The organism is Streptomyces sp. NPDC050439 (assembly GCF_040655335.1).
GTDB lineage: Bacteria > Actinomycetota > Actinomycetes > Streptomycetales > Streptomycetaceae > Streptomyces.
The window spans coordinates 547,494-573,211 of record NZ_JBFAJT010000005.1; the positions used below are offsets into that span (position 1 = coordinate 547,494).

The 25,718-nt window shown below is 71.5% G+C and carries 23 protein-coding genes; 8 read left to right on the forward strand and 15 right to left on the reverse strand.

Annotated features, from left to right (window positions below; all coding sequences use genetic code 11):
* Positions 1-2: 2 nt before the first annotated feature.
* Positions 3-818 carry a PaaX family transcriptional regulator C-terminal domain-containing protein gene (locus AB0I66_RS23535; RefSeq protein WP_363209885.1) on the forward strand — a complete coding sequence of 272 codons (816 nt, stop codon included), beginning with the start codon at positions 3-5 and terminating at the stop codon, positions 816-818.
* Between the two features lie 3 nt (positions 819-821).
* Here the strand turns inward: AB0I66_RS23535 and AB0I66_RS23540 are convergent, their stop codons facing one another.
* The gene (locus AB0I66_RS23540; RefSeq protein ID WP_363209886.1) at positions 822-3,137 is read right to left on the reverse strand and encodes a bifunctional salicylyl-CoA 5-hydroxylase/oxidoreductase; all 2,316 of its coding nucleotides are present in this window, start codon (positions 3,135-3,137) and stop codon (positions 822-824) included.
* Between the two features lie 2 nt (positions 3,138-3,139).
* Complete coding sequence (locus AB0I66_RS23545; protein ID WP_363209887.1) at positions 3,140-3,967, reverse strand: enoyl-CoA hydratase family protein; 828 nt, start codon at positions 3,965-3,967, stop codon at positions 3,140-3,142.
* Positions 3,968-4,251: 284 nt separating this feature from the next.
* Between AB0I66_RS23545 and AB0I66_RS23550 the strand changes: the two genes are divergently transcribed.
* A complete protein-coding gene (locus AB0I66_RS23550; protein ID WP_363209888.1) occupies positions 4,252-4,668 on the forward strand; it encodes an ATP-binding protein in 417 nt (138 codons plus the stop codon).
* Here the strand turns inward: AB0I66_RS23550 and AB0I66_RS23555 are convergent.
* From AB0I66_RS23555 to AB0I66_RS23580, 6 genes are all read right to left on the reverse strand, one after another.
* Positions 4,649-6,094: an amino acid permease gene (locus AB0I66_RS23555; protein WP_363209889.1), complete on the reverse strand. Its 1,446-nt coding sequence runs from the start codon at positions 6,092-6,094 to the stop codon at positions 4,649-4,651. The genes AB0I66_RS23550 and AB0I66_RS23555 overlap by 20 nt on opposite strands.
* Before the next feature lie 106 nt (positions 6,095-6,200).
* Entirely contained in the window at positions 6,201-7,199 is a 999-nt protein-coding gene (argF, locus tag AB0I66_RS23560) for an ornithine carbamoyltransferase (RefSeq protein WP_363209890.1), read from the reverse strand.
* Positions 7,200-7,268: 69 nt separating this feature from the next.
* Entirely contained in the window at positions 7,269-8,495 is a 1,227-nt protein-coding gene (locus AB0I66_RS23565) for an arginine deiminase (protein ID WP_363209891.1), read from the reverse strand.
* Positions 8,496-8,581: 86 nt separating this feature from the next.
* Positions 8,582-11,176: a polynucleotide kinase-phosphatase gene (locus AB0I66_RS23570; protein WP_363209892.1), complete on the reverse strand. Its 2,595-nt coding sequence runs from the start codon at positions 11,174-11,176 to the stop codon at positions 8,582-8,584.
* Entirely contained in the window at positions 11,173-12,666 is a 1,494-nt protein-coding gene (locus tag AB0I66_RS23575; protein WP_363209893.1) for a 3' terminal RNA ribose 2'-O-methyltransferase Hen1, read from the reverse strand. Before AB0I66_RS23575 ends, AB0I66_RS23570 begins: the two co-directional genes overlap by 4 nt.
* Before the next feature lie 122 nt (positions 12,667-12,788).
* Positions 12,789-13,241 carry a cold shock domain-containing protein gene (locus AB0I66_RS23580; RefSeq protein ID WP_363209894.1) on the reverse strand — a complete coding sequence of 151 codons (453 nt, stop codon included), beginning with the start codon at positions 13,239-13,241 and terminating at the stop codon, positions 12,789-12,791.
* A gap of 160 nt (positions 13,242-13,401) precedes the next feature.
* Here AB0I66_RS23580 and AB0I66_RS23585 point away from each other — a divergent pair, with 160 nt between their 5' ends.
* On the forward strand, positions 13,402-14,325 hold the full coding sequence (locus tag AB0I66_RS23585; protein WP_363209895.1) for an LLM class F420-dependent oxidoreductase: 924 nt from the start codon (positions 13,402-13,404) through the stop codon (positions 14,323-14,325).
* 288 nt (positions 14,326-14,613) lie between these two features.
* Positions 14,614-14,838, forward strand: a complete 225-nt coding sequence (locus AB0I66_RS23590; protein WP_363209896.1) for a hypothetical protein — start codon at positions 14,614-14,616, stop codon at positions 14,836-14,838.
* A gap of 32 nt (positions 14,839-14,870) precedes the next feature.
* Here AB0I66_RS23590 and AB0I66_RS23595 read toward each other — a convergent pair whose 3' ends face one another.
* The 6 genes from AB0I66_RS23595 to AB0I66_RS23620 form a co-directional block, all read right to left on the reverse strand.
* Complete coding sequence (locus AB0I66_RS23595) at positions 14,871-15,353, reverse strand: DUF6099 family protein (protein ID WP_363209897.1); 483 nt, start codon at positions 15,351-15,353, stop codon at positions 14,871-14,873.
* Positions 15,354-15,590: 237 nt separating this feature from the next.
* The gene (locus tag AB0I66_RS23600; RefSeq protein ID WP_363209898.1) at positions 15,591-15,959 is read right to left on the reverse strand and encodes a nucleotide pyrophosphohydrolase; all 369 of its coding nucleotides are present in this window, start codon (positions 15,957-15,959) and stop codon (positions 15,591-15,593) included.
* On the reverse strand, positions 15,911-17,077 hold the full coding sequence (locus AB0I66_RS23605; protein WP_363209899.1) for an ATP-binding protein: 1,167 nt from the start codon (positions 17,075-17,077) through the stop codon (positions 15,911-15,913). Before AB0I66_RS23605 ends, AB0I66_RS23600 begins: the two co-directional genes overlap by 49 nt.
* Before the next feature lie 159 nt (positions 17,078-17,236).
* Entirely contained in the window at positions 17,237-17,617 is a 381-nt protein-coding gene (locus tag AB0I66_RS23610) for a cell division protein SepF (RefSeq protein ID WP_160507707.1), read from the reverse strand.
* Positions 17,618-17,735: 118 nt separating this feature from the next.
* Entirely contained in the window at positions 17,736-18,986 is a 1,251-nt protein-coding gene (locus tag AB0I66_RS23615; protein ID WP_363209900.1) for an alpha/beta hydrolase-fold protein, read from the reverse strand.
* Between the two features lie 132 nt (positions 18,987-19,118).
* Positions 19,119-20,270 (reverse strand): epoxide hydrolase family protein, encoded by a 1,152-nt coding sequence (locus tag AB0I66_RS23620; RefSeq protein WP_363209901.1) that lies wholly within the window; start codon positions 20,268-20,270, stop codon positions 19,119-19,121.
* A 109-nt stretch (positions 20,271-20,379) separates the two neighbouring features.
* Here AB0I66_RS23620 and AB0I66_RS23625 point away from each other — a divergent pair, with 109 nt between their 5' ends.
* The 4 genes from AB0I66_RS23625 to AB0I66_RS23640 all read left to right on the forward strand — a co-directional run bounded on the left by AB0I66_RS23625 (position 20,380) and on the right by AB0I66_RS23640 (position 24,701).
* On the forward strand, positions 20,380-21,162 hold the full coding sequence (locus AB0I66_RS23625; RefSeq protein WP_363209902.1) for an arylamine N-acetyltransferase: 783 nt from the start codon (positions 20,380-20,382) through the stop codon (positions 21,160-21,162).
* A gap of 118 nt (positions 21,163-21,280) precedes the next feature.
* A complete protein-coding gene (locus tag AB0I66_RS23630; RefSeq protein ID WP_363209903.1) occupies positions 21,281-21,688 on the forward strand; it encodes a helix-turn-helix transcriptional regulator in 408 nt (135 codons plus the stop codon).
* Between the two features lie 75 nt (positions 21,689-21,763).
* On the forward strand, positions 21,764-22,570 hold the full coding sequence (gene modA, locus AB0I66_RS23635) for a molybdate ABC transporter substrate-binding protein (protein ID WP_363209904.1): 807 nt from the start codon (positions 21,764-21,766) through the stop codon (positions 22,568-22,570).
* A gap of 187 nt (positions 22,571-22,757) precedes the next feature.
* Complete coding sequence (locus AB0I66_RS23640; protein ID WP_363209905.1) at positions 22,758-24,701, forward strand: ABC transporter permease; 1,944 nt, start codon at positions 22,758-22,760, stop codon at positions 24,699-24,701.
* Positions 24,702-24,729: 28 nt separating this feature from the next.
* Here the strand turns inward: AB0I66_RS23640 and AB0I66_RS23645 are convergent, their stop codons facing one another.
* Positions 24,730-25,638 carry an aminoglycoside phosphotransferase family protein gene (locus AB0I66_RS23645; RefSeq protein WP_363209906.1) on the reverse strand — a complete coding sequence of 303 codons (909 nt, stop codon included), beginning with the start codon at positions 25,636-25,638 and terminating at the stop codon, positions 24,730-24,732.
* Between the last annotated feature and the right edge of the window lie 80 nt (positions 25,639-25,718).

Consider the following 25,718-nt stretch of genomic DNA (forward strand, 5'->3'; position numbering starts at 1 on the left):
ACGTGTCCGAGCAGCACACTCCACGGTCCCTGATCGTCACCTTCTACGGCGCCTACGGGCGCGCGGCCCCCGGCCCGGTGCCCGTCGCCGAGCTGGTCAGGCTCCTCGCCCCGGTCGGCGTGGACGCCCCGTCCGTGCGCTCGTCCGTGTCCCGGCTCAAGCGGCGCGGCCTCCTCGTCCCCGCGCGGACGGCGGCGGGCGCGGCGGGGTACGCCCTGTCGCCGGACGCGCGGCAGCTCCTGGAGGACGGCGACCGGCGCATCTACGCCTCTCCCCCGGCCGCGCGGCAGGACGCCGGCTGGGTGCTCGCCGTCTTCTCGGTGCCGGAGTCCGAGCGCCAGAAGCGGCACGTGCTGCGCTCGCGCCTCGCCGGACTCGGCTTCGGGACGGCCGCTCCGGGGGTGTGGATCGCCCCGGCGCACCTCTACGAAGAGACCAGGCACACCCTGGAGCGCCTCCAACTCGCCTCGTACGTCGACCTGTTCCGGGGCGAGCACCTCGGTTTCGCGGCGACGGCGGAGGCCGTGGCCCGCTGGTGGGACCTGTCCTCCATCGCCAAGGAACACGAGGCGTTCCTCGACCGGCACGAACCGGTGCTCAGGGCCTGGCAGGGGCGCACGGACACCCCGGCGGACGAGGCGTACCGCGACTATCTCCTCGCCCTGGACTCCTGGCGTCGGCTGCCGTACGCCGATCCGGGCCTGCCCGGGGAACTCCTGCCGGACGGGTGGCCCGGCGACCGTTCCGCCGAGGTGTTCACGGCACTCGACGGACGGCTGCGGGACGCGGGAGCGGGGTTCGTCGACTCCCCGGCGTGAGGGTCAACTCCCCAGCGTGAGGCGGGGCTTGGGTGCGTCCGTGCGGCCCGTCTGCGGGCGGCGGCTGCCCGCGCCGTACTGCACGGGCCAGCTGACGCCCGGTCCCGCGTACCCCTGTTCGGCCGCCGCGTGCAGGGTCCAGTGCGGGTCGTACAGATGCGGGCGTGCGAGCGCGCACAGGTCCGTACGGCCCGCCAGGATCAGCGAGTTGACGTCGTCCCAGGAGGAGATGGCGCCGACGGTGAGGACGGGGACGCCGGTCTCGTTGCGGATGCGGTCGGCGAACGGGGTCTGGTAGGAGCGGCCGTACGCGGGGCGTTCGTCGGAGACGACCTGGCCCGTGGAGACGTCGATGGCGTCGGCGCCGTGCTCGGCGAAGGCGCGGGCGATCCCGACGGCGTCGTCCGCCGTGGTGCCGCCGTCGGCCCAGTCGGTCGCGGAGACGCGGACGGTCATGGGTCGGGACGCGGGCCACACGTCCCGTATCGCGTCGAAGACTTCGAGGGGGAAGCGCAGCCGGTTCGTCAGGGAGCCGCCGTACTCGTCCGTCCGGTGATTGGTCAGCGGCGAGAGGAAGCCCGAGAGCAGGTAGCCGTGCGCGCAGTGCAGTTCGAGGAGGTCGAACCCGCCGCGCTCGGCCCGCCGGGCAGCGTCGGTGAACTGCTCGCGGATCTCGGTGAGCCCGGTCCGGTCCAGCTCGTGCGGGCGCTGACTGTTCGCCTTGTACGGGAGGGGTGACGGCGCGACCAGCGGCCAGTTGCCCTCGTCGAGGGGTTCGTCGATGCCCTCCCACATCAGTCTCGTCGAGCCCTTGCGTCCCGAGTGGCCGAGCTGGACGCCGATCGCGGTGCCCGGCGCCTGCGCGTGCACGAAGTCGGTGATCCGGCGCCAGGCCTCGGCTTGTCCGTCGGTGTAGAGGCCGGCGCAGCCCGGCGTGATGCGGCCGCGCTCGCTGACGCACACCATCTCGGTCATGACCAGGCCCGCGCCGCCGAGTGCCCGTGCGCCCAGGTGGACGAGGTGGAAGTCGCCGGGGACGCCGTCCACCGCGGAGTACATGTCCATGGGGGACACGACCACGCGGTTGCGCAGGGTGAGGTCGCGCAGGCGGAAGGGCGTGAACATCGGCGGCGTGCCGTCCGGGCAGCCGAACTCGCGCTCGACGGACTCGGTGAAGCGGGCGTCGCGCAGCCGGAGGTTGTCGTGGGTGACGCGGCGGCTGCGGGTGAGCAGGTTGAAGGCGAACTGGCGCGGCGGCTGGCCGAGGTAGTCCGGGAGCCGCTCGAACCACTCCAGGCTCGCGCGGGCCGCGCGCTGCGTGGACTCGACGACGGGACGGCGCTCCGTCTCGTACGCGGCGAGGGCCTCGGGGATGCCGGGCTGCTCCTGGAGGCAGGCGACCAGCGCGAGCGCGTCCTCGACGGCGAGCTTGGTGCCGGAGCCGATGGAGAAGTGGGCGGTGTGGGCGGCGTCGCCGAGCAGCACCGTGTTCCCGTGGGACCAGCGCTTGTTGACGACCGTGCGGAAGTTGATCCAGGTGGACTTGTTGCCGCGCAGGGACCGGCCGTCGAGCGCGTCGGCGAAGATCTTGGCGCAGCGTTCGGTCGACTCGCGCTCGTCGAGCTCCGCGAACCCGGCCGCCTCCCACACCTCTTCGCGCATCTCGACGATGACGGTGGACTGACCGGTGGAGTCGCCGGTGCCCGCCGTGGTGAACGGATAGCCGTGCAGCTGCATCACGCCGTGCTCGGTCTCGGCGATCTCGAAGCGGAAGGCGTCGAAGGCGAAGTCGGCGGCCAGCCAGATGTAGCGGCAGCGGTGCGTCTCGACGCTCGGACCGAAGGCTTCGGCGTGCGCCTCGCGCGTGAGGCTGTGCACGCCGTCCGCCGCGATCACCAGGTCGTACGCGGCGGAGAGCTCGGCGGCGGGCGGCGCCTCGGCGCGAAAGCGCAGGTCGACGCCGAGCTCCCGGCACCGCTCGTGCAGGATGCCGAGCAGCCTGCGCCGCCCGAGCGCCGCGAAGCCGTGCCCGCCCGAGGTGTGCCGGCTCCCCCGGTGCACGATGTCGATCTCGTCCCAGCGCACGAACTCCGCCTGGAGCGCGGCATAGACGACGGGGTCGGCGTGCTCGATGCCGCCGAGCGTCTCGTCCGATAGGACGACCCCGAAGCCGAAGGTGTCGTCCGGGGCGTTGCGCTCCCAGACGGTGATCTCGCGCTCCGGGTCGAGACGCTTGAGGAGCGCCGCGGCGTAGAGCCCGCCGGGGCCACCACCGATGACGGCGATCCGGTGGGCCGTTGGCTGGCCGGTGGCTGTCATCGTCAGCGCCCCTGCCACTTGGGCGGGCGCTTCTCCGTGAACGCCGCGTGGAATTCCTTGTAGTCCTCGCCGGTCATCAGGAGGGCCTGGGTCGCCGCGTCCAGCTCCACGGCGGCGGCAAGGGGCATGTCCAGTTCGGAGGTCAGCAGAGCCTTGGTCTGCGCGTAGGCCAGGGCGGGGCCGTCGGCGAGGCGACGGGCCAGGGCCTGGGCGGCCTCGGGGGCCTTGCCCTCGTCCGTCAACTCGCTGATCAGGCCGATCCGTTCGGCCTCGGGGGCGCGCACCGGGTCGCCCAGCATCAGGATGCGGGTGGCGTGGCCGAGTCCGACGACGCGGGGCAGGAGGTACGCCGCCCCCATGTCGCCGCCCGACAGACCGACCCGCGTGAAGAGGAAGGAGAACCGCGCCGAGGGGTCCGCCACCCGGAAGTCAGACGCGAGGGCCAGCACGGCGCCCGCGCCCGCCGCCACCCCGTGCACGGCGGTGACCACCGGGAAGGGGCACTCGCGGATGGCACGGACGACCTGTCCCGTCATGCGGTTGAAGTCGAGCAGCTGCGCGGTGTCCATGCCGAGGGTCGCGCCGATGATCTCGTCGACGTCACCGCCCGAGCAGAAGCCGCGCCCCTCCCCGCCGAGCACCAGGGCGCGCACGGACTTGTCGCGGGACAGCTCGGCCAGGAGATCGCGCAGGTCGGCGTAGGCCCCGAAGGTGAGCGCGTTCAGCTTGTCGGGGCGGGCGAGGGTGACCGTGGCGACCCCGTCGTCGACCTCGAAGCGCAGGTGCTGCCAGTCGGGGGTGCGGGGGGCGGAGCCGGTGAAGGGACTCATGGCGACGTGCGGCCTCCTCGGTAGGGGCGGCGGCGGTCCAGCTCGTGAAGTTCTCGTTGCCTCTCGAAGTTATCACCCATCCGTGACTGTCGTCACGAGCACGCGATAAACGACGTGCCTCACAGACCCCGGTGGGAACTTAAATCTTGATATGCACGTCTTTTCACATGAGGAACCTCAGGGCCGGACGTCCCGGAAATGCCCGACCGTCGACCCTGTCGACATAGCGCTTAAGATTCGTACGGTTGAAAGCAGGATCGCCTGCTGCCCTGAACGGACACGCCTTGCCCGAACCCTCCGCTCCCACCTCGTGGCGCATCGCGCTGCCGCACACCACCGCGGCGGTACCGATCGCCCGCGCGCTGGTGCGTACCGCGCTCCTGGAGATCGAGTCGCCCGCCGACAGCGACACGGCCGAGCTGCTCACGGCCGAGCTGGTGGCCAACGCGGTGGAGCACACCTCGGGGCACGACCCGATAGAGCTCGTCATCGAGCTCCTGCCGACCGGCTGCCAGGTCGAGGTCCACGACTCGAACCCGCAGCCGCCCGGCGACCTCAGCGATCCCGCACCGATGAGCGAGCCGGACCCCTGGCAGGAGCACGGACGCGGCCTGCTCCTGATCCGCACCCTCAGCTCGTCCTGCGGTCACCGCCCGACCAGCTCCGGCAAGGCGGTCTGGTTCACGCTCCCCGCGGCGTAGCCGGCTCGGCCTCCGCGGCCTTGCCGAGCCGGGAGTGACGGCGCCCGTACAGCGCGTACACCAGGGAGCCCACGACCAGGAACACGGCGAACTGCACCCACGTCGTCCAGCCCGTCCCCCAGATCAGGTAGAGGCAGAAGCCCACGCCCAGGACCGGGCTCACCGGGTAGAGCGGCACCCGGAAGGTGCGCTTCAGCTCCGGCGCCGAGCGGCGCAGCGCGAGCACCGCGACATTCACCACGACCATGATCGCCAGCGTGCCGATCGTCGTCAGGTTGACCACCACGTCGAGCGACGAGAAGGCGGCCGGGACGGCGAAGACCGCGGCGACGATCCAGGTGTTGGCGACCGGCGTCGACGTCTTCGGCGACACCCGCTCGAAGACACGCGGGATGAGCCCGTCGCGGGACATCGACATCAGGATGCGGGTCTGCCCGTACATCACGGCGAGGACGACGGACGCGATGGCCACGACCGCGCCGAAGGCGATGATCCCGCCGCCGACCGCCGAGTCGGTGACCTGGTTGACGACCAGCGAGAGCGCGGCGGGCTTGTCGGCCACCGCGTCCGCGCCCAGCGCGCCGATGGCCCCGAGGGCCACGGCCACGTACAGCAGCGTGGCGACTCCGATGCAGATCAGGATGGCGATCGGGATGTTCCGGCGGGGGTTCTTGACCTCTTCGCCCGCCGTGGTGATCGCGTCGAAGCCGATGAACGAGAAGAAGGCGAGCGAGGCGCCCGCGGTGATGCCGGAGGCTCCGGCGCCCGCGAAGGGCGTGAGGTTGCCGGCCTTGAACGCGGTGAACGCGATCGCGAGGAACAGCAGCAGAATCCCGATCTTGAGCATGGCCATGGCGGCCGTCGCCCGCGCGCTCTCCCGGATGCCGCGAACGAGGAGCACGGCGGCCAGCAGGATCACGACCACGGCGGGCAGGTTCACGACGCCGCCCTCGCCGGGTCCGGCGGACAGCGCGTCGGGCAGGTGCCAGCCGGTGAGGCTTTCGAGCAGCTCGTTCAGGTACTGGCTCCAGCCCACCGCCACGGCGGACACCGAGACGCCGTACTCCAGGAGCAGGCACCACCCGACGAGGAACGCCGTGCGCTCGCCGAGCGAGGCGTACGCGAACGAGTACGAGCTGCCGGAGACCGGGATCGCGCCGCCCAGCTCGGCGAACGAGAAGGCGGTGAAGATGCAGGTGATGGCGGCCAGGAGGTACGAGACGGCAACCGCGGGGCCCGCCTCGGCGACGCTGTCGGAGAGACCGACGAAGATGCCGGTGCCGACGATCGCGCCGACACCGAAGCACACGAGCTGGAACAGGCCCATCGTGCGCTTGAGGCCGTGGCCTTCCAGGTCGGCGCCCGATTCGGCGACGAGGAGTTCGGGGGACTTGATGCGGAGTCCTGCCGGACCGGTCGAGCGCATGCGGTGGTTCTCATTTCAGGTGGTGCTGTGCGAGCGGCGGGGTGGGCCGCGAAGAAGCGGGGCCGGGGGAAGGTGTTCCCCGGCCCCGCCCGTGAGCTTTCCGGTTTCAGGCGAGCGTGGCGACGAGGACTGCCTTGATGGTGTGCAGGCGGTTCTCGGCCTCGTCGAAGACGACGGAGTGCGCCGACTCGAAGACCTCGTCGGTGACCTCGAGAGAGCTTAGTCTGTGCCGGGCGTGGATCTCGCGGCCGACCTGCGTGCCCAGGTCGTGGAAGGCCGGGAGGCAGTGCATGAACTTCACGTCGGCGTTGCCCGTGGCCCGCAGGACGTCCATGGTCACGGCGTACGGCGCGAGCGCCGCTATGCGCTCGTCCCACACCTCCTTGGGCTCGCCCATGGAGACCCAGACATCGGTCACGACGAAGTCGGCGCCGGCGACGCCCTCGGTGACGTCCTCGCTGAGCGTGATCCGCGCGCCGCTGCCCTCGGCGAGCTCACGGGCCCGGGCGACGATCTCGTCGGCGGGCCAGTAGGCCTTCGGCGCCACGATGCGCACGTCCATGCCGAGGAGCGCCGCGGTGACCAGGTACGAGTTGCCCATGTTGAGGCGGGCGTCACCGAGGTAGGCGAAGGCGATCTCGGTGAGGGGCTTCGCGCAGTGCTCGGTCATCGTGAGCATGTCTGCGAGCATCTGGGTGGGGTGCCAGTCGTCGGTCAGGCCGTTGTAGACGGGCACGCCCGCGTGGGCGCCGAGCTCCTCGACCGTCGACTGGGCGTCGCCGCGGAACTCGATGGCGTCGAACATCCGGCCGAGCACCCGGGCGGTGTCCTTCACGGACTCCTTGCTGCCGATGTGGGACCCGGCCGGGTCGAGGTACGTCGTCGACGCGCCCTGGTCGGCGGCGGCGATCTCGAAGGAGCAGCGCGTCCGCGTGGAGGACTTCTCGAAGATCAGCGCGATGTTCTTGCCGCGCAGCCGCTGCGTCTCGGTCCCCGCCTTCTTGGCCGCCTTCAGCTCGGCGGCAAGATCGATCAGGCCGCGGAACTCCTCGGCGGTGAAGTCCAGCTCCTTGAGGAAGTGGCGGCCGGTGAGGTCGATGGCCATGATGGCGCTCCAGGGTTACGCGTACGGGGACACTGGAAGTCTATACGACGCTCCACATTTCTATACAGGCTAGTCGACGGCGTCCCGCTGCACCGGACAGCTCATGCACCGCGGACCGCCCCGGCCGCGCCCCAGCTCACTGCCCCTGATCTCGATGACCTCGATGCCCTCCTTGCGCAGATGCGTGTTCGTCGTCGAGTTCCTCTCGTACGCCACGACGACGCCCGGCTCGACCGCCAGCACGTTGCAGCCGTCGTCCCACTGCTCCCGCTCGGCCGCGTGCACGTCCTGCGTGGCGGTGAGGACGCGGATGCCGGGCAGCCCGAGGGCCGCCGCGATCGCCCGGTGCATGTGCTCGGGCGGATGGTCGGTGACCTTCAGCTCCCGCCCGTCGACGCCCGGCTCGATGGTGTACGAGCGCAGCATGCCCAGGCCCGCGTACTGCGTGAAGGTGTCGCTGTCGACCATCGTCATCACCGTGTCGAGATGCATGAACGCGCGTCTCTTCGGCATGTCCAGGGCCACGATCGTCTGCGCCGAGCCCGCCGCGAAGAGCTTGTGCGCGAGCATCTCGACCGCCTGCGGCGTGGTGCGTTCGCTCATGCCGATGAGGACCGCGCCCCGGCCGATCACCAGGACGTCGCCGCCCTCGATGGTGGAGGGGTAGTCCGACTGCCCCTGTGACCACGTGTGGAATTCCTCCGCGCGGAAGAGCGGGTGGTGCTGGTAGATCGCCTCGAAGTGCACGGTCTCGCGCTGCCGCGCGGGCCAGCGCATCGCGTTGATGGAGACACCGTCGTATATCCACGCCGAGGTGTCGCGCGTGAAGAGGTGGTTGGGCAGCGGACCGAGCAGGAAGTCGTCCAGGTCCATGCAGTGGAAGCGCACGGACGTCGGCTCGGGGTGGCGCTCGAGGAACTCCCGCTTCGTCATCCCGCCGATCAGCGCCTCGGCGAGCTCGGCGGACGGCAACGTCTCGAACGCGGCCCGCAGATGATCCGTCGCCAGCGGGCCGTACTCCTTCTCGTCGAAGACCCGGTCGAGCACGAGCAGGCGCGCCCCGGGCACGTCCATCGCCTCGGTCAGCAGGTCGCCGAAGAGGTGGACGGCCACCCCGCGGTCGCGCAGCACGTCGGCGAATCCGTCATGTTCCTGGCGGGCCCTGCGGACCCACAGGACGTCGTCGAAGAGCAACGCGTCCTTGTTGGTCGGCGTGAGCCGCTTGAGCTCCAGATCAGGGCGGTGCAGGATCACGCGGCGCAGCCGCCCGGCCTCGGAGTCGACATGGAATCCCATGGAGTCCATCTTTCCCCTGCCGGACGGCCGACGCCCGTCGTTGACCAAACCCCGGGTCTCGTCGGCCGAAGCCCGGGTCTTGTCGGCTAGAGCCGCGGGTCCACCGGCTCCGACTCAAGGGCCAGGACCGCGAACACCGCCTCGTGCACGCGCCACAGCGGTTCGCCCGCCGCGAGGCGGTCCAGGGCCTCAAGGCCGAGGGCGTACTCACGGATCGCCAGCGAGCGCTTGTGGCCCAGGAAACGGCCCCGCAGCTTGTCGAGGTGGTCGGGGCGGGTGTACTCCGGGCCGTAGATGATCCGGAGGTACTCGCGTCCCCGGCACTTGATGCCGGGCTGCACGATCCTGCCCTTCGCGTCCCTGACCAGCGCCTCGACCGGCTTGACGACCATGCCCTCGCCGCCGCGGCTGGTCATCTCCAGCCACCAGTCGATGCCTGCCTGGACCGATGCCTCGTCGCCCGTGTCGACATAGAGCCGCCGGGTGGTCTGGAGCAGTCCGGTGCCGTCGTGCTCCACCATGCGGTCGATCAGGCCGAGCTGAGCGTCGTGCGGGAGAGCGGCGAGGCTGCGGCCCTGGACGGCCAGGATCTGGAACGGCGCGAGACGCACGCCCTCCAGTCCCTCGGTCGGCCAGCAGTACCGGCGGTAGGCATCCGTGAACGCGGCCGCGTCCACGGCTCGTTCCCGCTGCTTGGCCAGAAGCCCGCCGATTTCCACGCCACGCGCCGCCGCCGCTTCCAGGGCGGCGATCGCGCCGGGGAAGACGGCTCCGGCCGCGGCACCCACGGCCGCGTACTGCGTGCGCAGCAGGCCGGACGCCTTCAGCGACCACGGCATCAACTCCGCGTCGAGCAGCAGCCAGTCAGTGTCCAGTTCCTGCCACAGGCCCGCCTCGGTGACGGCTGTGCGCAGGCGGCCGAGTATCTCCTCGGTCACCTTCGCGTCGTCCAGGAAGGGGCGGCCCGTGCGGGTGCAGAGCGAGCCGGTCGGGCCGTCCACGCCGAAGCGCTCGCGGGCCACGTCCGCGTCGCGGCACACCAGGGCCACGGCACGCGAGCCCATGTGCTTCTCCTCGCACACGACCCGGCCGACCCCGTCGGCGGCGTACGACGCGAAGGCCTCGGCCGGGTGCTCCAGATAGCCCTCACGCTGCGATGTCGCGGTGGGCGCCATCGTCGGCGGGAGGTACGGAAGGAGCCTCGGGTCGACGGCGAACCGGCTCATGACCTCCAGGGCCGCCGCCGCGTTCTCCTCGCGCACCGCGACCCGTCCGGCGTGACAGGTCTCCACGGCGCGGCGGCCGTGCACGTCGTTCAGGTCGAGCGGCCGTCCGTCGTGACCGCCGGGGGCCTCGGTGCGCAGCGGCCTGGCCGGTTCGTACCAGACGCGCTCCGCCGGTACGTCGACCAGTTCGCGCTCAGGCCAGCGCAGCGCGGTGAGGCTGCCGCCGAAGACGGCGCCGGTGTCCAGGCAGATGGTGTTGTTCAGCCAGGTCGCGGTCGGCACGGGCGTGTGGCCGTAGACCACGGCGGCGCTGCCGCGATAGTCCTCCGCCCACGGGTAGCGCACGGGCAGGCCGAACTCGTCGGTCTCGCCGGTCGTGTCCCCGTACAGCGCGTGCGAGCGCACCCGGCCCGACGTACGCCCGTGGTACTTCTCGGGCAGGCCGGCGTGGCAGACGACGAGCTTGCCCCCGTCCAGGACGTAGTGCGAGACGAGGCCGTCCACGAACTCGCGCACGCTCGCGCGGAACTCCTCGCTCTCGGCCTCCAACTGCTCGACGGTCTCGGCGAGTCCGTGGGTGTGCTGGACCTTGCGGCCCTTGAGGTAGCGGCCGAGCTTGTTCTCGTGGTTGCCCGGTACGCACAGGGCGCTGCCGTCACCGACCATCGACATCACGCGGCGCAGCACACCCGGGGAGTCCGGGCCGCGGTCGACGAGGTCACCCACGAACACGGCCGTACGCCCTTCGGGGTGCGTGCCGTCGAGGTAACCGAGCTTGCCGAGCAGGGTCTCCAGCTCGGCGGAGCAGCCGTGGATGTCACCGATGATGTCGAAGGGGCCGGTGAGGTGCGAGAGGTCGTTGTAGCGCTTCTCGGTGACGATGGTGGCGTGGTCGACCTCCTCCACTCCCCTGAGGACGTGGACCTTCCTGAACCCTTCGCGCTCCAAGTGCTTGAGCGAGCGCCGCAGTTCGCGCTGGTGGCGCTGGATGACACGGCGGGGCATGCCGGCCCGGTCGGCGCGCTGTGCGTTGCGCGCGGCGCAGACCTCCTCGGGCACGTCCAGGACGATGGCGATGGGCAGGACGTCGTACTGCCTGGCGAGCTCGATCAGCTGCTTGCGGCTCTCGCTCTGCACGTTGGTCGCGTCGACGACGGTGCGCCGGCCCGCGGCGAGGCGCTTGCCCGCGATGTAGTGCAGCACGTCGAAGGCGTCGCCGCTCGCGCCCTGGTCGTTCTCGTCGTCGGCGACGAGGCCGCGGCAGAAGTCACTGGAGAGCACCTCGGTGGGCTTGAAGTGCTTGCGGCCGAAGGTGGACTTGCCGGAGCCGGTGGCGCCGACGAGGACGACGAGGGAGAGGTCGGTGACAGGCAACACCCGCCCGGCGTGCACGGCTTCTGTACTGGTGCCGACGCTGTTTGTGTTGCTGCTGTTGTCGCTGGTTTCGTTCGTCATGCCGCCCGCACCTCCTTCGCGTTCTTGTCGGTCTTGTCGGTCTTGTCGGTCTGGGTGAAGACGGCCATCTGGGTCGGCGGGCCCACCTCGGGGTCGTCGTCCCCGACGGGCACGAACTGCACGCCGTACCCATGCCGTTCGGCGACCTGCCCGGCCCACCCCCGGAACTCCTCGCGCGTCCACTCGAACCGGTGGTCGCCGTGCCGGACATGCCCGGCGGGGAGCGTCTCCCAGCGGACGTTGTACTCGACGTTCGGCGTCGTCACGAGCACGGTGCGCGGCCGCGCGGAGCCGAACACCGCGTACTCCAGGGCGGGCAGCCGCTCCTCGTCGAGGTGCTCGATGACCTCGCTGAGCACGGCGGCGTCATATCCCTTGAGCCGCTTGTCGGTGTACGCGAGCGAGCCCTGGAAGAGCTTGACGCGCTCGGCCTGCCGCTCGCCCATGCGGTCGAGCTTCAGCCGCCGCGAGGCGATGGTCAGCGCCCGCATCGACACATCGACACCGACTATCTCGGTGTACCGGGTGTCCTTGAGCAGCGCCTGCACCAACTGGCCCTGCCCGCACCCGAGATCGAGCACCCGCCCGGCCCCGGCCGCCTCCAGCGCCGCCAGTATCGCCTCGCGCCGCGAGACGGCGAGCGGCACGGCCTTTTCCTCTGTGTCGCTTTCCTCGTCGACCGCGTTGTCGAGGTCGTCGACATCCGTGTCGTCCGCGTCGGCGAGCCGCACCAGTTCGAGCCGGTGCATGGCCTCCCTGGTCAGCGCCCAGCGCCGCGCCAGATAGCGGCTGGTGATGACCTTCTGCTCGGGGTGCTCCGCGAGCCAGCCCTCACCGGCACGCAGCAGTTTGTCGACCTCGTCCGACGAGACCCAGTAGTGCTTGGCGTCGTCGAGCACCGGCAGAAGGACATAGAGGTGCCGAAGCGCCTCCCCGAGGGTCAACTTCCCGTCGGGCACGTCCAGTACGAGGTGGACGTACCGCGAGTCGCCCCACTCGGGGAACTGCTCGTCCAGCGGCACGCGCGTCACCGTGACCGTCCAGCCCAGCGGCTCGAACAGCTTGCGCACCAGGTCCGCGCCGCCACGCGCCGGCAGCGCGGGCACCTCGACGTGCAGCGGCAACGGCTGCGCCGCCCGCTCGGGCCTCGCGTTGCACACCCCGCGCATGGCGCTGGAGAACACCGAGCTCAGCGCCACGGCGAGCAGCGAGGAAGCGGCGTACGGCCGGTCGTTCACATACTGCGCGAGCGCCGCGTCGGGGGCTCCGCCCCGCCCCTTCCCCTTGCCCCGCCGCACCAGCGCCACGGGGTCCACCTCGAGCAGCAGCGCGGCGGTGCAACGCTCCACGGACGCCTCGGGGTACAGGACGTGCGCGGTGCCGTACGACGTGGAGAACCGCTGGGCCTTGTCGGGATGCTTGTGCAGCAGGAACCCGAGGTCGGTCGCGGGGCTCTCAGGGGTACCGGAGGTACTGATCGTCAGGAACACGGGTATGCCTCGAAACGCAATCTGAACTGCGGAAACTTACGGGTTGCGGCTCCAGCGCGCCTCTAGACCGTACAGCGAACACCACTGACTCACTCAGGGGTTTTCGCCCCCCTCGTGACCCGTCAGCCCTCCGCCCAGCCATGGCTCCTGCCGTGCTGCACCAGATGCTCGCGGAGCTGCTTGATCTGCTCCCCGGTCATCCACGGAGCCGCCTCCAGGAGCAGCTCGGTCACCTCGAACGAGTACTCCGCGACGCTGAGCACATCGCAGGTCGGCTCCTCACCGTCGTCGAACCCGGCGGCCGACGCCTGGACGGACGGCGGCACCTGGGCCCTGCCGCCCGCGAACGGCGCTGGCATCTGCGCCTGCGCCCCTGTGGGGAGCCGGACGGACGATGCCTTGGGCCCGCGCTCACCCTCCTCGATCTCGAACTCGACCCGCGCCCCCGTGTGCACCAAGGGCTCCGGGATCAGCAGGTCGTTGGCGTGCAGGAACACGTCTTCCCCACCGTTCTCCGGGGCGATGAATCCGTACCCCCGCGCGCCGTCGAACCGGACAACTCTGCCAGCGACCATCTCGACCCCAACCCCAACCGCTCCACCGTCCCCGGGCCCCGCGCCCGGACAACCAGTGCCGAAGCCTAGCCTCCGGGCTCTTCAGGCGGCCGGGGCGACCAGCCGCAACACGGCCTGCGGGCGACTGAGACTGCATCGCGCGTCCGGGCAAGATAGCTGTATGGACCTTCGAATCTTCACCGAACCGCAGCAGGGTGCGACCTACGAGACGCTCCTCCGCGTCGCCAAGGCCACCGACGACCTCGGCTACAGCGCCTTCTTCCGCTCCGACCACTACCTCGTGATGGGCTCCTCCGACGGCCTTCCCGGCCCCACGGACGCCTGGATCACCCTCGCCGGACTGGCCCGTGAGACCCGGCGCATCCGGCTCGGCACCCTGATGACCGCGGGCACCTTCCGGCTGCCCGGCGTCCTCGCGATCCAGGTCGCGCAGGTCGACCAGATGTCGGGCGGCCGCATCGAGCTCGGCCTCGGCTCGGGGTGGTACGAGGCAGAGCACTCCGCGTACGGAATTCCCTTCCCGAAGGAGAAGTTCGGGCGCCTGGAGGAACAACTCGCCATTGTCACCGGCCTGTGGGAGACCCCGGTCGGCGAGCGCTTCACTTTTGACGGCACCTACTACCAACTCTCCGATTCCCCCGCTCTCCCCAAGCCCGCGCAGCCCAAGGTGCCCGTCCTCATCGGCGGCCACGGCGCCAAGCGGACACCCGCCCTCGCGGCCCGCTACGCGTCCGAGTTCAACATTCCCTTCGCCTCTCTCGCCGATACCGAGCAGCAGTTCAAGCGCGTGCGCGCCGCCTCGGAGGAAATCGGCCGCAACGCCGACGACCTCACCTACTCCAACGCCCTGGTGGCCTGCGTCGGCAAGACGGACGCGGAGGTGAAGCGCCGTGCCGATGCGATCGGACGCGAGGTGGAGGACCTGAGGGCGAACGGGCTCGCGGGCTCCCCGGCCGAGGTGGTGGAGAGGATCGCCGCCTACCAGGCCGTCGGCTCGCAGCGCATGTACCTCCAGATCCTCGACCTGGACGACCTCGACCACCTGGAGCTGATCTCCTCGCAGGTCATGTCGCAGCTGACCTGACCGCGCCGCGCCCGCGCCCGCCCCTCGGCCGGGCCGTGCCGGTGGAGTCGACCCCTGCCGCGCTTCCGTCAACTCCACCGGCTCCCCCGGTCGCGCGCCGCCCCGGCCGGGTGAAATTCCGTCAACCCCGCATCCGGTGTGGCCCCGCCCCAGTGACCCGCCGCCGCAGATGATCGTTGGCTCGGGCGGAGCCGGACCGCCCGGCACCCGCGCCGACGGCAGCTGCCGGTGCGTCGCTTGCATCAGCTGCCCTCCGCAGCCTGGAGGGCGAGGGCCGAGGAGGCCGCCATGTCCCAGGAAGCCGTACCCGAGCAGGAGGCCGCGCGCGAACCGTCCGTGCCCGAGCAGCATGGCCCACCCAAGGGCCTGCTCCAGCAGATGGAGGAGCTGATGGCCGCGCTCAACGCGGACCTGACCCAGCTCGACGCGGATCTGCAGCAGTCCACGACGGCCGACGGCACCACGCCTTCCGCCCCTCGTCCCCCCGCGGACGACGAGCCCAGCCGCTTCTGACGGCACCGGCACTCCCCCGGCACGACCCCGCATCATGGCGACCCCGCCGCCGAGTCCGGCTCGGGCAGGCTCTGTTCGCGCACCGCGAGCCTGCGCAGCATCTCGAGTACCCGGTCCCTCGACTCGTCGGCGGCGTCGATCGCTTCCATGCACTGCCAGTACACCCCCTCGTCGTCCGCGCCCATGGCCACGCCGACCAGCGCGATCCCCACATCGCCGAGCAGTTCGTCGAGCCCCCGCAGCACGTCGTGCGGCCGGCCGAGGCCCGTGAGCCGCGCCGCCCGGATCCCCTCCGTCCCCAGCCCCGGGGCGGCCAGGACCCCGCAGCCTCTGCCGCCGACCTCGCTCAGGCCGAGCGCCTCCCCCCGTAACTCCGGAGGCCCTGCGATCGCGAGCCGGCTGCCGATCGCCTGCGCGAGGGCCTGGGACTGCCACACCTCGGCAACGATGTCCGAGGGTTCCTGGCTCCGCGCCAGTGCGTGCCTGCTCGCCTCGATGAGCCGCATCGCCTCCATGCGCACCCCCACCCATCCCGCGCGCACACCCACCGCACGTTCGCCCGAACTCCCTTGCTCACTACCCAGAGTGAGTGCCAGCGGGACGAAAAGCCAGAGCAACCAGGAAATCTGTGGACAAGTTATCGACTGTGGACAATGCGTCCACTCCAGAGAGTGACAAATCTACGCACCATAGATCTGCGTTGCGACCACGCAGGAGCCACAGGCTTTCGGGGGCCGGACCGGGCCGCGCACTCACCTCGCGGGAAAACGCCGCTCGTTCCGGTCGATCTTCGCGTCGAGCGCCGCCAGCGCGTCGATGCCGAGCACCTCGCAGAACTGCAGCAGGTAGGCCAGCACGTCGGCGACCTCGTCCTTCACGCGGTGCGCCGACTTCGGGTCCTCCATCACCCGCGCCGACTCGTCCGGGGTCAACCACTGGAAGATCTCGACCAGTTCGGACGCCTCCACGCTGAGCGCGGCGGCCAGGTTCTTCGGCGTGTGGTACTGCTCCCAGTCCCGCTTCGCCGCGAAGTCCGCCAGCCTGCGCTGCAGTCCCGCCACATCAAGTTCCGTCACGCCCCCAGGTCTACCATCGCGGCCCCGCCCACCAGCGCGCCCCATGACGCGTCGCTCACCGTCCCGACGAGGCGGATGTGGCCGCGCTCGCAGGTGCCCGCCGCCAGTTCCGCGAGTGCGCGCTTCTGCCGCTGGTCGAGGAAGTGGTCGAGTCCGTCGGCGAGCACGGTGAGGCTCTGGTACGCCGACGGCACCTCGGCCACCGGGTCCACCTCAAGGACCCCGGGCCCGGTGAGCAGCACCAGGGCCAGCGCCAGGTACCGCAACTCGCCGTCCCCGAGCCGCCCGACGGGCGATCTGATGCCACCGCCCCGGTCGATGAGCGCATGGACCGACCCGTCGTCGGCGACCTCCGCGAGCACGTCCGCGACCGGCCCCGCGCACCCCGCCCGCACCGCGCTCACCAGCCGCGCGTGACGGTGGCCGCATTCCTGCCTCGTACGAAGAAGGACCTCGGCGAGGTTGTCGCAGCCGCTCAACAGGCGCCCCGCGCCGATCAGTCCGGGCGGCACCGGCAGCCGCATGAGGCCGGGCCGGGGAGCGCACGGGAACACCGAGCGCAGCGCGATCACCACCTGCTCGGCCGCGGCGAGCACCAGGCGCTGCCCCTCGGTCTTGCCCGCCACCCGCAGCGGGAGCAGGGCCGTGCCGAGCCGGTCGTCCGGCAGCGGACCGCGCGTCACCGGCGTCATGCCCGCCGTGTGCCAGGCGGCCTGCACCGCCCGGCGCCCCGGATCGCGCAGCGCCGTCTCCAGGAGGGTGAGCCCGCCCCGGGTCAGCCGCTCCCCCACGACGCGCAGTTCGGGCTCGGCCTGTACGGCGACATCGAGCCGCACCGCCCCGACGGGACCGTCGATCGTGCAGCCGATGCGGAAACCGCGCCGATGCTGCCCGTCACCCCGTGCGCGGTCGGGCACGCAGGCCACGGGATCGGCGAAGACGTCGACGAGTTCCTCGCCCGCACCGAGCCTCGCCAGCGCCTCGTACGCGGCGAGCGCGGTGGTCTTGCCGCTTCCGCTCGGCCCCGCGACGAGGGTCAGCGGTCCGAGCGGGAACACGGCGCCCCGGTGCGAGGCGAAAGCCGAGAGACGGAGTTCGGTGACGCGGCTCCGGTCCGGACCCGACGGTGGCTCGGCGCCCGCCTCCGGGAGGTGCACAGTCATGTCCGGACGTTAGGCGGAAACGGCTCCGGTGAACCGTTCCGCCCAAGTGACCTTCCTACGAATGAGGGATTCCGCGGAAGAGTCGAACAGCTGCGTCCTCTACGAAGGCCTCCGTTACGAAGGCCTCCGTTACGAAGGCCTCCGCTACGAAGGCCTCCGCTACGACTGGGCCGCCGCGACGAGCCCCTGCACCTCGGTGCCGGGCGGCGCCAGAAGGAAGACGTTCTTGTCGACCCGGTGCATCCCGCAGCCGAGGCCGAGGACCACGCCGCTGCTGAAGTCCAGTACGCGCTTGGCGACTTCCGTCTCGGCCCCGGTCAGGTCCAGGAGGACGGGGATCTGCGCCATCACGGTCTCGGCGACCTCGCGGGCGTCCGCGAAGATGTTCACCCGCATCACCACAAAACGCCGCCGCGCCTCGGTCTCCGCGTCGGGCATCGCACGGTGGCCGGGCCAGGACGGCCATTCGTTGCGGCTGCGCAGCGGTACGACCTGGGCGAGCCCTTCCCACTGTTCATCGGTGACGTCGTGGCTGTTCAACGCTCCACCCCGTCCTGGCTCGCACTCGATATCTGCACTGGCTCATTCTTACGCGACCTCACCCGTTCAGCCCAACAGCGACACGGAGCGGGCGAACCAGTGTGCCAGTGCCGACGGGTCAGTGTCCCAGGAGTCCCACAAGCCCTTCGGCCAGACAGGCGCGCCAACAGGCCCAGTCATGACCGCCGTTGTACGCGTTCAGGGTCACCCGGCAGTCGCGCGAGCGCAGGGTCTCGTGCAGATCGTGATGATGATCAAGAATTTCTTTCTCGTGCAGGCCGACGTCCAGGCGCACGGTGAGGGGTCGGGAGGCGCCGACGGGCCGGGAGGCGCTGACGTCGAGTCCCGAGACGGGCGCGGACTGGGCGAGGACGTTGCCGAACCGTTCCGGCCGCAGGAGTCCCGCGTACAGGGAGGTCAGTCCGCCGAGGCCCTGGCCCGCGACGAGCGTGCGGGCGGGGTCGGTGGTGAGGGGCAGGCGGCCGGCCGCCCACGGCAGCAGTTCGTCGGCGAGGAAGCGCACGTGACTGTCGTGCGCGCCCAGTTCCCGGGTGCGCGTGTCCCTGTCGACGGCATCCGGGGCGAGGACCGCGAGCGGCGGCACGGTGCCGTCGGCGACGAGGGCGTCCAGGGTGTCCTGGAAGGCGAGCCGCCCGAACCACATGTCGCCGTCGTGTAGCACGAGCACCGTCAGCCCGGCCGTGCGGCCGCCCGGCGGGAGGTAAGCCCACACGTCACGCTCGGTGCCGAGCACGCCGGCGGGCAGCCGGTGCCGCTCGACGCTCCCGCGGGGCACACCGGCGCGCAGCCCGGCCCCGGGCAGGGCGGGCGCCCGCGGGAGTTCGCACACGGAGAAGTCGCGGTCCGGCCAACGCCCCGGCATCGCGCGGCGGTTGAGCGGGTCGGGCGCGGCGTGCGCGGACAGGGAGAGCAGCCGTCGCTGGAGGAGCTCGGCGGATGCGGGCGGTTCGCCGGGCGAGATGTCGGCCGCCATGCGGTACGAGCCGCGGTGGTCGGCGCGCAGCCGGTAGGTGAGATGCCAGATGTCCGTGCCGGGCAGCGGGCTCAGCCGGGACGCGGCGAGGTCCGCGCGGTCCGCGATGCCCTCGGCGATGAGCAGGACCTGCCGGGTGGCGCGGTGGCCCCGCCACAGGAACGTCACGGCGCGGTGGTCCGGGTCGTCGTCGAGCGCCTCGACCAAGGGCGTGCCACGGCTCGCGACCTCCGCCCAGAACTCCTCCAGGACGGCGGTACGCCCTGCTTCATCGGCCTCAGCGGCGCGGGCGGCTGCGCGCTCGACGAGGGGCACGGCGCCCGCGATCCTGCGGGGCGCCGCATCGGCCGCGTACACCCCCGTGGTGACACTCATCCGCACACGAAGAGGACCCGCATCGTTCCCCGCCTTCCTGGTCCAGCACAGGACGTCGAGCACATCGTCGAGCACACGCCGTCCAGCCCACGACAACATCAAGTTAGCTAAGCCTAACCTAACTCACCTGAGTCACCTGAGCGGCCGGAAAAAGGTCCGCAGCTCCCGGGCCACCTGCTCCGGCTCCTCGTGCGCCATGAAGTGCCCGCCCCTCTTCGGTGTGCTCCAGTGGCGCAGGTCGGTGAGGGCGCGCTCGGCGAGGCTCCTGGGGTAGTCCGCGAACGCCGGTTCATGGCTGAGGGTGATGGCTCCGGGGACGGTGATGGGCGGCACCGGCTTGTTCCGCGGGTAGTCGTAGTACTGGCGGAAGGACGAGCCGATGCTGCCGGTGGCCCAGTACAGGGTCGCGACGGTGAGCAGGGTGTCCTTGTCCCAGCGGGCCTCCAGATCGCCGCCGCAGTCGCTCCAGTCGCGGTACTTGTCGGCGATCCAGGCGACGAGCCCCGCCGGTGAGTCCATCAGGGCCGCGGCGATCGTGTCCGGACGGGTGCACATGATCTCGCTGTAGCCCTGGTCCCCCACGTCGTACGCGGCCAGCGCGTCGAGATACGACCGCTCCTCGGCAGTCGGCGGCTCCGCTTCGAACTCTTCCGTGATCACGGCGGAGGTGACGTGCACCCCCGCCACGGTCCGCGGGTAGAGGGCGCCGAGCCACTGCGTGACCCCGCCGCCGATGTCCCCGCCGAAGGCCCCGAAGCGTTCGTAGCCCAGCGTTTCGGTCATCAGCTCGTGCCAGATCTCGGCGACGCCTCTGCGGGTGAACGGCTCGCGCGGCAGCTCGGAGTGGACGAAGCCGGGCAGCGAGGGGATCACCACGTCGAAGGCGTCGGCGGGGTCACCGCCGTGCGCGCCAGGGTCGGCCAGGCGCCCGGCGACCCGCAGCATCTCCACGAAGCTGCTCGGCCAGCCGTGGCTCAGGACCAGCGGCAGCGGCGCCGGGGCGCCCTCGGGGCGGCGGCCCCGCAGATGCACGAAGTGCACGCGCCGTCCGGCCACTTCGGCGACGTACTGGGGAAAGGCGTTGAGCCGGGCCTCGGCGGCGCGCCAGTCGAAGCCGTCCGCCCAGTGGGCGACGAGCTCGCGCAGGTAACCGGGGTCGACGCCCGCCGCCCAGTACGTGGAGTCGGAGGGCTGCGTGAAGAGGGTGCGCGCGAGGCGCGTGCGCAGGTCGTTCAGTACGTCGTCGGAGACGGAGGTCCGGAAGGGCACGGGTTCGGCCGGCATGGGTTCCTTCGGTACGGAAGCAGGGGGCGCCCGGAGCGCCGCGGCGCCGAAGCGACGGCTGTGCGGCCAGGGCAGGCGCCCATGATGCGCGACGCGCGAGAATCTGCCCATGGATTTTGATACGACGGATGCCTACCTGCGCCGCATCGGCGCCGAGCGCCCCGCCGCTCCCACCGCGCGGGCCCTGCACGACCTGCACCTCGCGCACCTGCGCGCCGTCCCCTTCGAGAACCTCTCCATCCACCTCGGCGAGGACATCGACCTCACCGAGGACTCCCTGGTCGCGAAGGTCGTCGGCGCCCGGCGCGGCGGCTTCTGCTACGAACTCAACGGCGCCTTCGCCGCGCTGCTCACCGCGCTCGGCTTCGAGGTGACCCTGTTGCAGGCCCGGGTGTACGACGCCGAAGGGCGGCCCGGGATTCCCTACGACCACCTCGCGCTGCGCGTGCGCACCTCCGACGGCGACGAGCTGCTCGCGGACATCGGCTTCGGCACCCACAGCCACTTCCCGCTGGCCTTCGGCGAGCGCGGCGACCAGCAGGACCCCGGCGGCGTCTTCCGCATCACCGAGACCCCCGAGGGCGATCTGGACGTCAGCAGGGACGGCAAGGCGCAGTACGTGGTCGACCTGCGCCCGCGCGCCCTCGGCGACTTCACGTCCGGCGCCTGGTGGCACCGCACCTCGCCCCGGTCCCACTTCACGCGGTCGCTGGTCTGCTCGATGCTCACCGAGACCGGACGGATCACCCTCAGCGGCCGCACCCTCACCACTACGGAGGCCGGGGAGCGCCGCACCTCCGAACTGGCCACGGACGCCGACGTGCTCGACGCGTACGCCACGCACTTCGGCATCGCCCTCAAGCAGGTGCCGCAGGTGCGGGAGACCTCTTGACCGTTCCTCCGGGCGACCGTCCCTCCCGTTGACCGTTCCTCCAACATGGCCGCATCTGCCATGTAGGAACGCCCAGAAGTGTTGTAGATGCCAGGCAATGCGGCCTATCGTGTCGCGCATGCAGTCCTACACCATCGGACAGGCGGCACGCCTGCTCGGCGTCAGCCCCGACACCGCTCGTCGCTGGGCGGACGCCGGGCGGGTCGCCACCCACCGGGACGAAGGCGGCCGTCGGCTCATCGACGGCCGTGCTCTCGCCGCGTTCTCCGTCGAGGTCGCACAGGGGCAGACGCAGGGAGCAGGCGGCGAGGAAGAGGTTCCCTACACCTCGGCCCGCAACGCCTTCCCCGGCATCGTCACCGCCGTGAAGCTCGGCGACGTCGCGGCCCAGGTCGAGATCCAGGCAGGTCCGCACCGGCTCGTCTCGCTCCTGACCCGGGAGGCCGTGGAGGAGCTCGGTCTGGAGGTCGGCATGCAGGCGACCGCCCGCGTGAAGTCCACCAGCGTGCACATCGACCGCACCTGACCCCTGGTCCGCACGCCAGGTCCGCCACCACGGGCCGGACCGCGCCGCCGGCCCGGCTCTGAGGAGTTCACGCTCATGTCCCCAGCTCTCACCCCCGTCCGGCGCCGCGCCGCGGCCGCCGTGCTGACCGCCGCCCTGCTCGTCCCGCTCGCCGCCTGCGGCAGCGAAGACAGCAAGGACGACAGCGGCAAGAAGCCCGCGGGCGCCGCCGCCCCGAAGGCCGACCTCACCGTGCTCGCCGCCTCCTCGCTCACCGACGTCTTCAAGACCGCGGGTGCCGCGTACGAGAAGGAGCACCCGGGCACGAAGGTCAACTTCTCCTTCGCCGGTTCGCAGGAACTGGCCGCCCAGGTCAAGCAGGGCGCCCCGGCCGACGCCCTGGTCACCGCCGACACCAAGACCATGGACGGGCTCGGCTCCGACACCGGCAAGCCGTCCGTCATCGCCAAGAACCGCCTGGTCATCGCGGTCGGCGCGGGCAACCCGAAGAAGGTCGCCGAGCTGAAGGACCTCTCCGACAGCAAGCTGAAGGTCGTCCTCGCCGCAGCCGAGGTGCCCGTCGGCCGCTACGGCAAGCAGATCCTGGACGACCAGGACGTCGACGTGAAGCCGGTCTCGCAGGAGCCCAACGTCCGCGCGGTCCTGAGCAAGGTCGAGTTGGGCGAGGCCGACGCCGGGCTCGTCTACAAGACCGACGCGGCCACCGCCGCCGACAAGGTCGACGCGGTCAAGATCCCCGACGGCGAGAACGCGATCGCCGAGTACCCCGCGGCCACCCTGAAGACCTCGGAGCACGCGGAGGCGGCGTCCGCGTTCGTGAAGTGGCTCTCCACGCCCGCCGCGCAGAAGATCCTGCGGGGCGCGGGCTTCGAGAAGCCGTAGCCACCGCCCGGAAAGCCGCGGCCCCACCCTGCCGGGAGAAGACGACACCGCCCGGCAGGATGGAGCCGCACCCGCCGAGGTGAGGGGGCCGGCCGCCTCCCCGGTCGGGGCGTTCCGGCCGTCTCCCGGACCGCCCCTGACGCCCCCTCACCTCGCGAACCACCCAGCGCGCACCCCAGGGACCACGATGAAACGCCTGCGCGGCCGCACCGCCGGCCCCCGCACCCCGATCGCCCTCGCGATCCCCGCGCTGCTCGCCGTCGCGTTCCTGATGCTGCCGCTGCTCGGCATCCTCGCCCGTACGGAATGGGGCGAGCTGGGGGCCCATCTGACCGGCGAGGGGACCACGCAGGCACTCCAACTGTCCCTCGTGGTCTCCTTCTGGGCGCTGGCGCTCTCCCTGCTGCTCGGGGTGCCGCTTGCCTGGCTGCTCGCCCGCGTCGACTTTCCCGGCAAGGCGGTCGTACGTTCCCTCGTGCTGCTCCCGATGGTGCTTCCGCCCACCGTGGGCGGCGTCGCCCTGCTGCTCGCCTTCGGGCGGCGCGGGCTGCTCGGGCCGTGGCTGGAAGACACGTTCGGGATCACCCTGCCGTTCCACACGTCCGGCGCGGTGATCGCCGCGACGTTCGTGGCGATGCCGTTCCTCGTCATCAGTCTGGAAGGCGCGCTCGGTGGACTCCGCCCCCGTTACGAGGAGACCGCGGCGTCCCTGGGCGCCTCTCCCGTACGGGTCTTCCGCACCGTCACGCTGCCCATGGTCGCTCCCGGGCTCATCGCCGGAGCCGCCCTGACCTGGGCGCGGGCCCTCGGCGAGTTCGGCGCGACCATCACCTTCGCGGGCAACCTCCCCGGCACCACCCAGACCCTGCCGCTCCAGGTGTATTTGCTGCTCCAGGACTCCCCGGAGGCCGCGACCTCCGTGTCGCTGCTGCTGCTCGCCATCGCCATGGCGGTGCTCGTCGCGCTGCGCGGCCGCTGGATGGGCACTCCCGGCGACGACCGGCGTCAGGGCCGTCCGGTGCGGCTGCCGGACGAGATGGCCGCGCCCGCACTCCCAGGGTCCCCCGCGGTCGAGTCCGTCCCGCCCTCGCCGGATCGCTGGTCCCTGCACGCCGAGGTCACCGGCTTCAACCGGCTCACCCTGGACGCCGAGCCGGGCACCACCATCGCCGTCGTCGGGCCCAACGGCGCGGGCAAGACCACGCTGCTGCGCGCGCTCCTGGGCCTCACCCCGCGTGCCCACGCCGAGCTCCGGCTCGGCGACACCGACGTCACCGGGCTCCCGCCGCACCGCCGTCACGTCGCCTGGGTCCCGCAGGACGGCGCCCTCTTCCCGCACATGAGCGCCCTCGCCAACACGGCGTACGGACCGCGTGCGCTGGGTGTCCCGCGAGCCGAGGCCCGGCGGCGCGCCCAGGAGTGGCTCGACCGGCTCGGCGTCGGGCACCTCGCGCACCGCAGGCCGGCCCAGGTCTCCGGCGGTCAGGCCCAACGGGTGGCGCTGGCAAGGGCGTTGGCAGCCCGGCCGCGGCTGCTCCTGCTTGACGAACCGCTCGCCGCCCTCGATCAGACCACCCGGGCCCATGTGCGCCACACCCTGCGCACGCACCTCGACTCCTTCGGCGGCGTCTGCCTGATCGTCACGCATGATCCCGTCGAGGCGGTGTCCCTCGCCGACCGGGTCCTCGTACTGGACCAGGGGCTCGCCCTCCAGGACGAGGCACCCGCCGAGGTGACCCGGCATCCGCGCTCCCCCTGGGTCGCCAGGATGCTGGGCCGCAACGCCTGGCCCGGCACCGCGGGGCCCGAGGGGCTCGCCCTGCCCGGCGGGGGGACCCTGGTGGTCGCCGACCCGCTGCCGCCGGGCACCGAGGCCCTGGCGATCATCGCCCCGGAAGCGGTCTCCGTGCACCGCGACAGGCCCACCGGCAGCCCGCGCAACGTCTGGCCCGGCACCATCCGTGAGATCACCACCAGCGGCAGCAGGCTCCGGCTCCTGATCACCTCGCCCCAGGCTCCCGACCTCGTCGCCGAGATCACCCCGCAGGCCGCCGCCGAACTCGGCCTCACCGACGGTACGCGGGTGTGGACCAGCGTGAAGGCCACGGAGGTCACCGTCGTGCCCACGTGAGGCGTCGCCGAACCCCGCCGGCCCCGGTTCAGCCGTGGAGCTCGTGGTCGGCCAGGACCTCGGCGATCAGCCGCTGATCAACGGCTGCCTGCTCCGGGTCGGTGCCGTTGTTCCGGGCCAGGGTCAGCAGGCACTTCCACAGGAGCCAGCCCCGGGCCCGCGCCCAGGTGCCCGCGTCCTGCCCGACGGCACGCCGGAACGCCTCCCGGCTCTCGCCCGTGAGCATCCCCCACGTGATCACCAGATCGCAGGCCGGGTCCCCGACGCCGGAGGTGCCGAAGTCGATGACGGCGGTCAGTTTGCCGTCGGCGACCAGCAGGTTGCCCTGGGAGATGTCGCCGTGGAACCACACGGGCGTCCCGTGCCACTCGGCGGCGAGGGCGGCGTCCCAGACGGCCGCCGCCCGCTCCGTGTCGACACGGCCTTCGAGGGCGGCGAGGCACCGCCGGGTCTCTTCGTCGTAGTAAGCGGGTGACGCCCCTCGGTACCAGCTGTGCTCGCCCGCGAGCGGCCCTCCGGTGGTGTCACAGCGCTGCAGGGCGAGGATGAACTCCGCGACAGCGAGGGCGAATTGAGGCATGTCGTCGATGCGTCCGCGAGCGGCCGTCTCCCCGTCCAGCCAGCCGCGGACCGACCACGGAAAGGGATAACCCTCACCCGGGACGCCCGCCCCCATGATCGGCGGGACGGCGAAGGGCAAGGAGGGCGCGAGCCGCGGCAGCCACTCGTTCTCCTTGGCCACGGCGGGGACGTATCCGGCGGCCGTGGGCAGCCGCGCCGTGAGGGAGTCACCGAGGCGGTAGGTCCGGTTGTCCCAGCCGTCGACCTCCACGGGCCTGACGGGCAGGTCGCGCCACTGCGGGAACTGCGCGGCGACCAGACGCTTCACCAGGGCGGCGTCGATACCGGCGCGGCCGTCGGGAGGAGTCGAAACCATGCGGGGATCATCGTCTCCCGCAAACGCGCCGCGCAATGAATTATCGAGTTGTCGAGCGTTTGGAACGACTTCAGTCAACA

Excerpts from the sequence above, each read along its gene's own strand:
- AB0I66_RS23565 (WP_363209891.1), bottom strand. The coding sequence starts at position 8,495 with ATGGGATTCCATGTCGACTCCGAGGCCGGGCGGCTGCGCCGCGTGATC.
- modA (WP_363209904.1), top strand. The coding sequence starts at position 21,764 with ATGTCCCCAGCTCTCACCCCCGTCCGGCGCCGCGCCGCGGCCGCCGTG.
- AB0I66_RS23540 (WP_363209886.1), bottom strand. The coding sequence starts at position 3,137 with ATGACAGCCACCGGCCAGCCAACGGCCCACCGGATCGCCGTCATCGGT.
- AB0I66_RS23585 (WP_363209895.1), top strand. The coding sequence starts at position 13,402 with ATGGACCTTCGAATCTTCACCGAACCGCAGCAGGGTGCGACCTACGAG.
- AB0I66_RS23620 (WP_363209901.1), bottom strand. The coding sequence starts at position 20,270 with ATGCCGGCCGAACCCGTGCCCTTCCGGACCTCCGTCTCCGACGACGTA.
- AB0I66_RS23595 (WP_363209897.1), bottom strand. The coding sequence starts at position 15,353 with ATGGAGGCGATGCGGCTCATCGAGGCGAGCAGGCACGCACTGGCGCGG.
- AB0I66_RS23555 (WP_363209889.1), bottom strand. The coding sequence starts at position 6,094 with ATGCGCTCGACCGGTCCGGCAGGACTCCGCATCAAGTCCCCCGAACTC.
- AB0I66_RS23545 (WP_363209887.1), bottom strand. The coding sequence starts at position 3,967 with ATGAGTCCCTTCACCGGCTCCGCCCCCCGCACCCCCGACTGGCAGCAC.
- AB0I66_RS23590 (WP_363209896.1), top strand. The coding sequence starts at position 14,614 with ATGTCCCAGGAAGCCGTACCCGAGCAGGAGGCCGCGCGCGAACCGTCC.
- argF (WP_363209890.1), bottom strand. The coding sequence starts at position 7,199 with ATGGCCATCGACCTCACCGGCCGCCACTTCCTCAAGGAGCTGGACTTC.
- AB0I66_RS23600 (WP_363209898.1), bottom strand. The coding sequence starts at position 15,959 with ATGGGGCGCGCTGGTGGGCGGGGCCGCGATGGTAGACCTGGGGGCGTG.
- AB0I66_RS23625 (WP_363209902.1), top strand. The coding sequence starts at position 20,380 with ATGGATTTTGATACGACGGATGCCTACCTGCGCCGCATCGGCGCCGAG.
- AB0I66_RS23640 (WP_363209905.1), top strand. The coding sequence starts at position 22,758 with ATGAAACGCCTGCGCGGCCGCACCGCCGGCCCCCGCACCCCGATCGCC.
- AB0I66_RS23605 (WP_363209899.1), bottom strand. The coding sequence starts at position 17,077 with ATGACTGTGCACCTCCCGGAGGCGGGCGCCGAGCCACCGTCGGGTCCG.
- AB0I66_RS23570 (WP_363209892.1), bottom strand. The coding sequence starts at position 11,176 with ATGACGAACGAAACCAGCGACAACAGCAGCAACACAAACAGCGTCGGC.
- AB0I66_RS23630 (WP_363209903.1), top strand. The coding sequence starts at position 21,281 with ATGCAGTCCTACACCATCGGACAGGCGGCACGCCTGCTCGGCGTCAGC.
- AB0I66_RS23645 (WP_363209906.1), bottom strand. The coding sequence starts at position 25,638 with ATGGTTTCGACTCCTCCCGACGGCCGCGCCGGTATCGACGCCGCCCTG.
- AB0I66_RS23615 (WP_363209900.1), bottom strand. The coding sequence starts at position 18,986 with ATGAGTGTCACCACGGGGGTGTACGCGGCCGATGCGGCGCCCCGCAGG.
- AB0I66_RS23580 (WP_363209894.1), bottom strand. The coding sequence starts at position 13,241 with ATGGTCGCTGGCAGAGTTGTCCGGTTCGACGGCGCGCGGGGGTACGGA.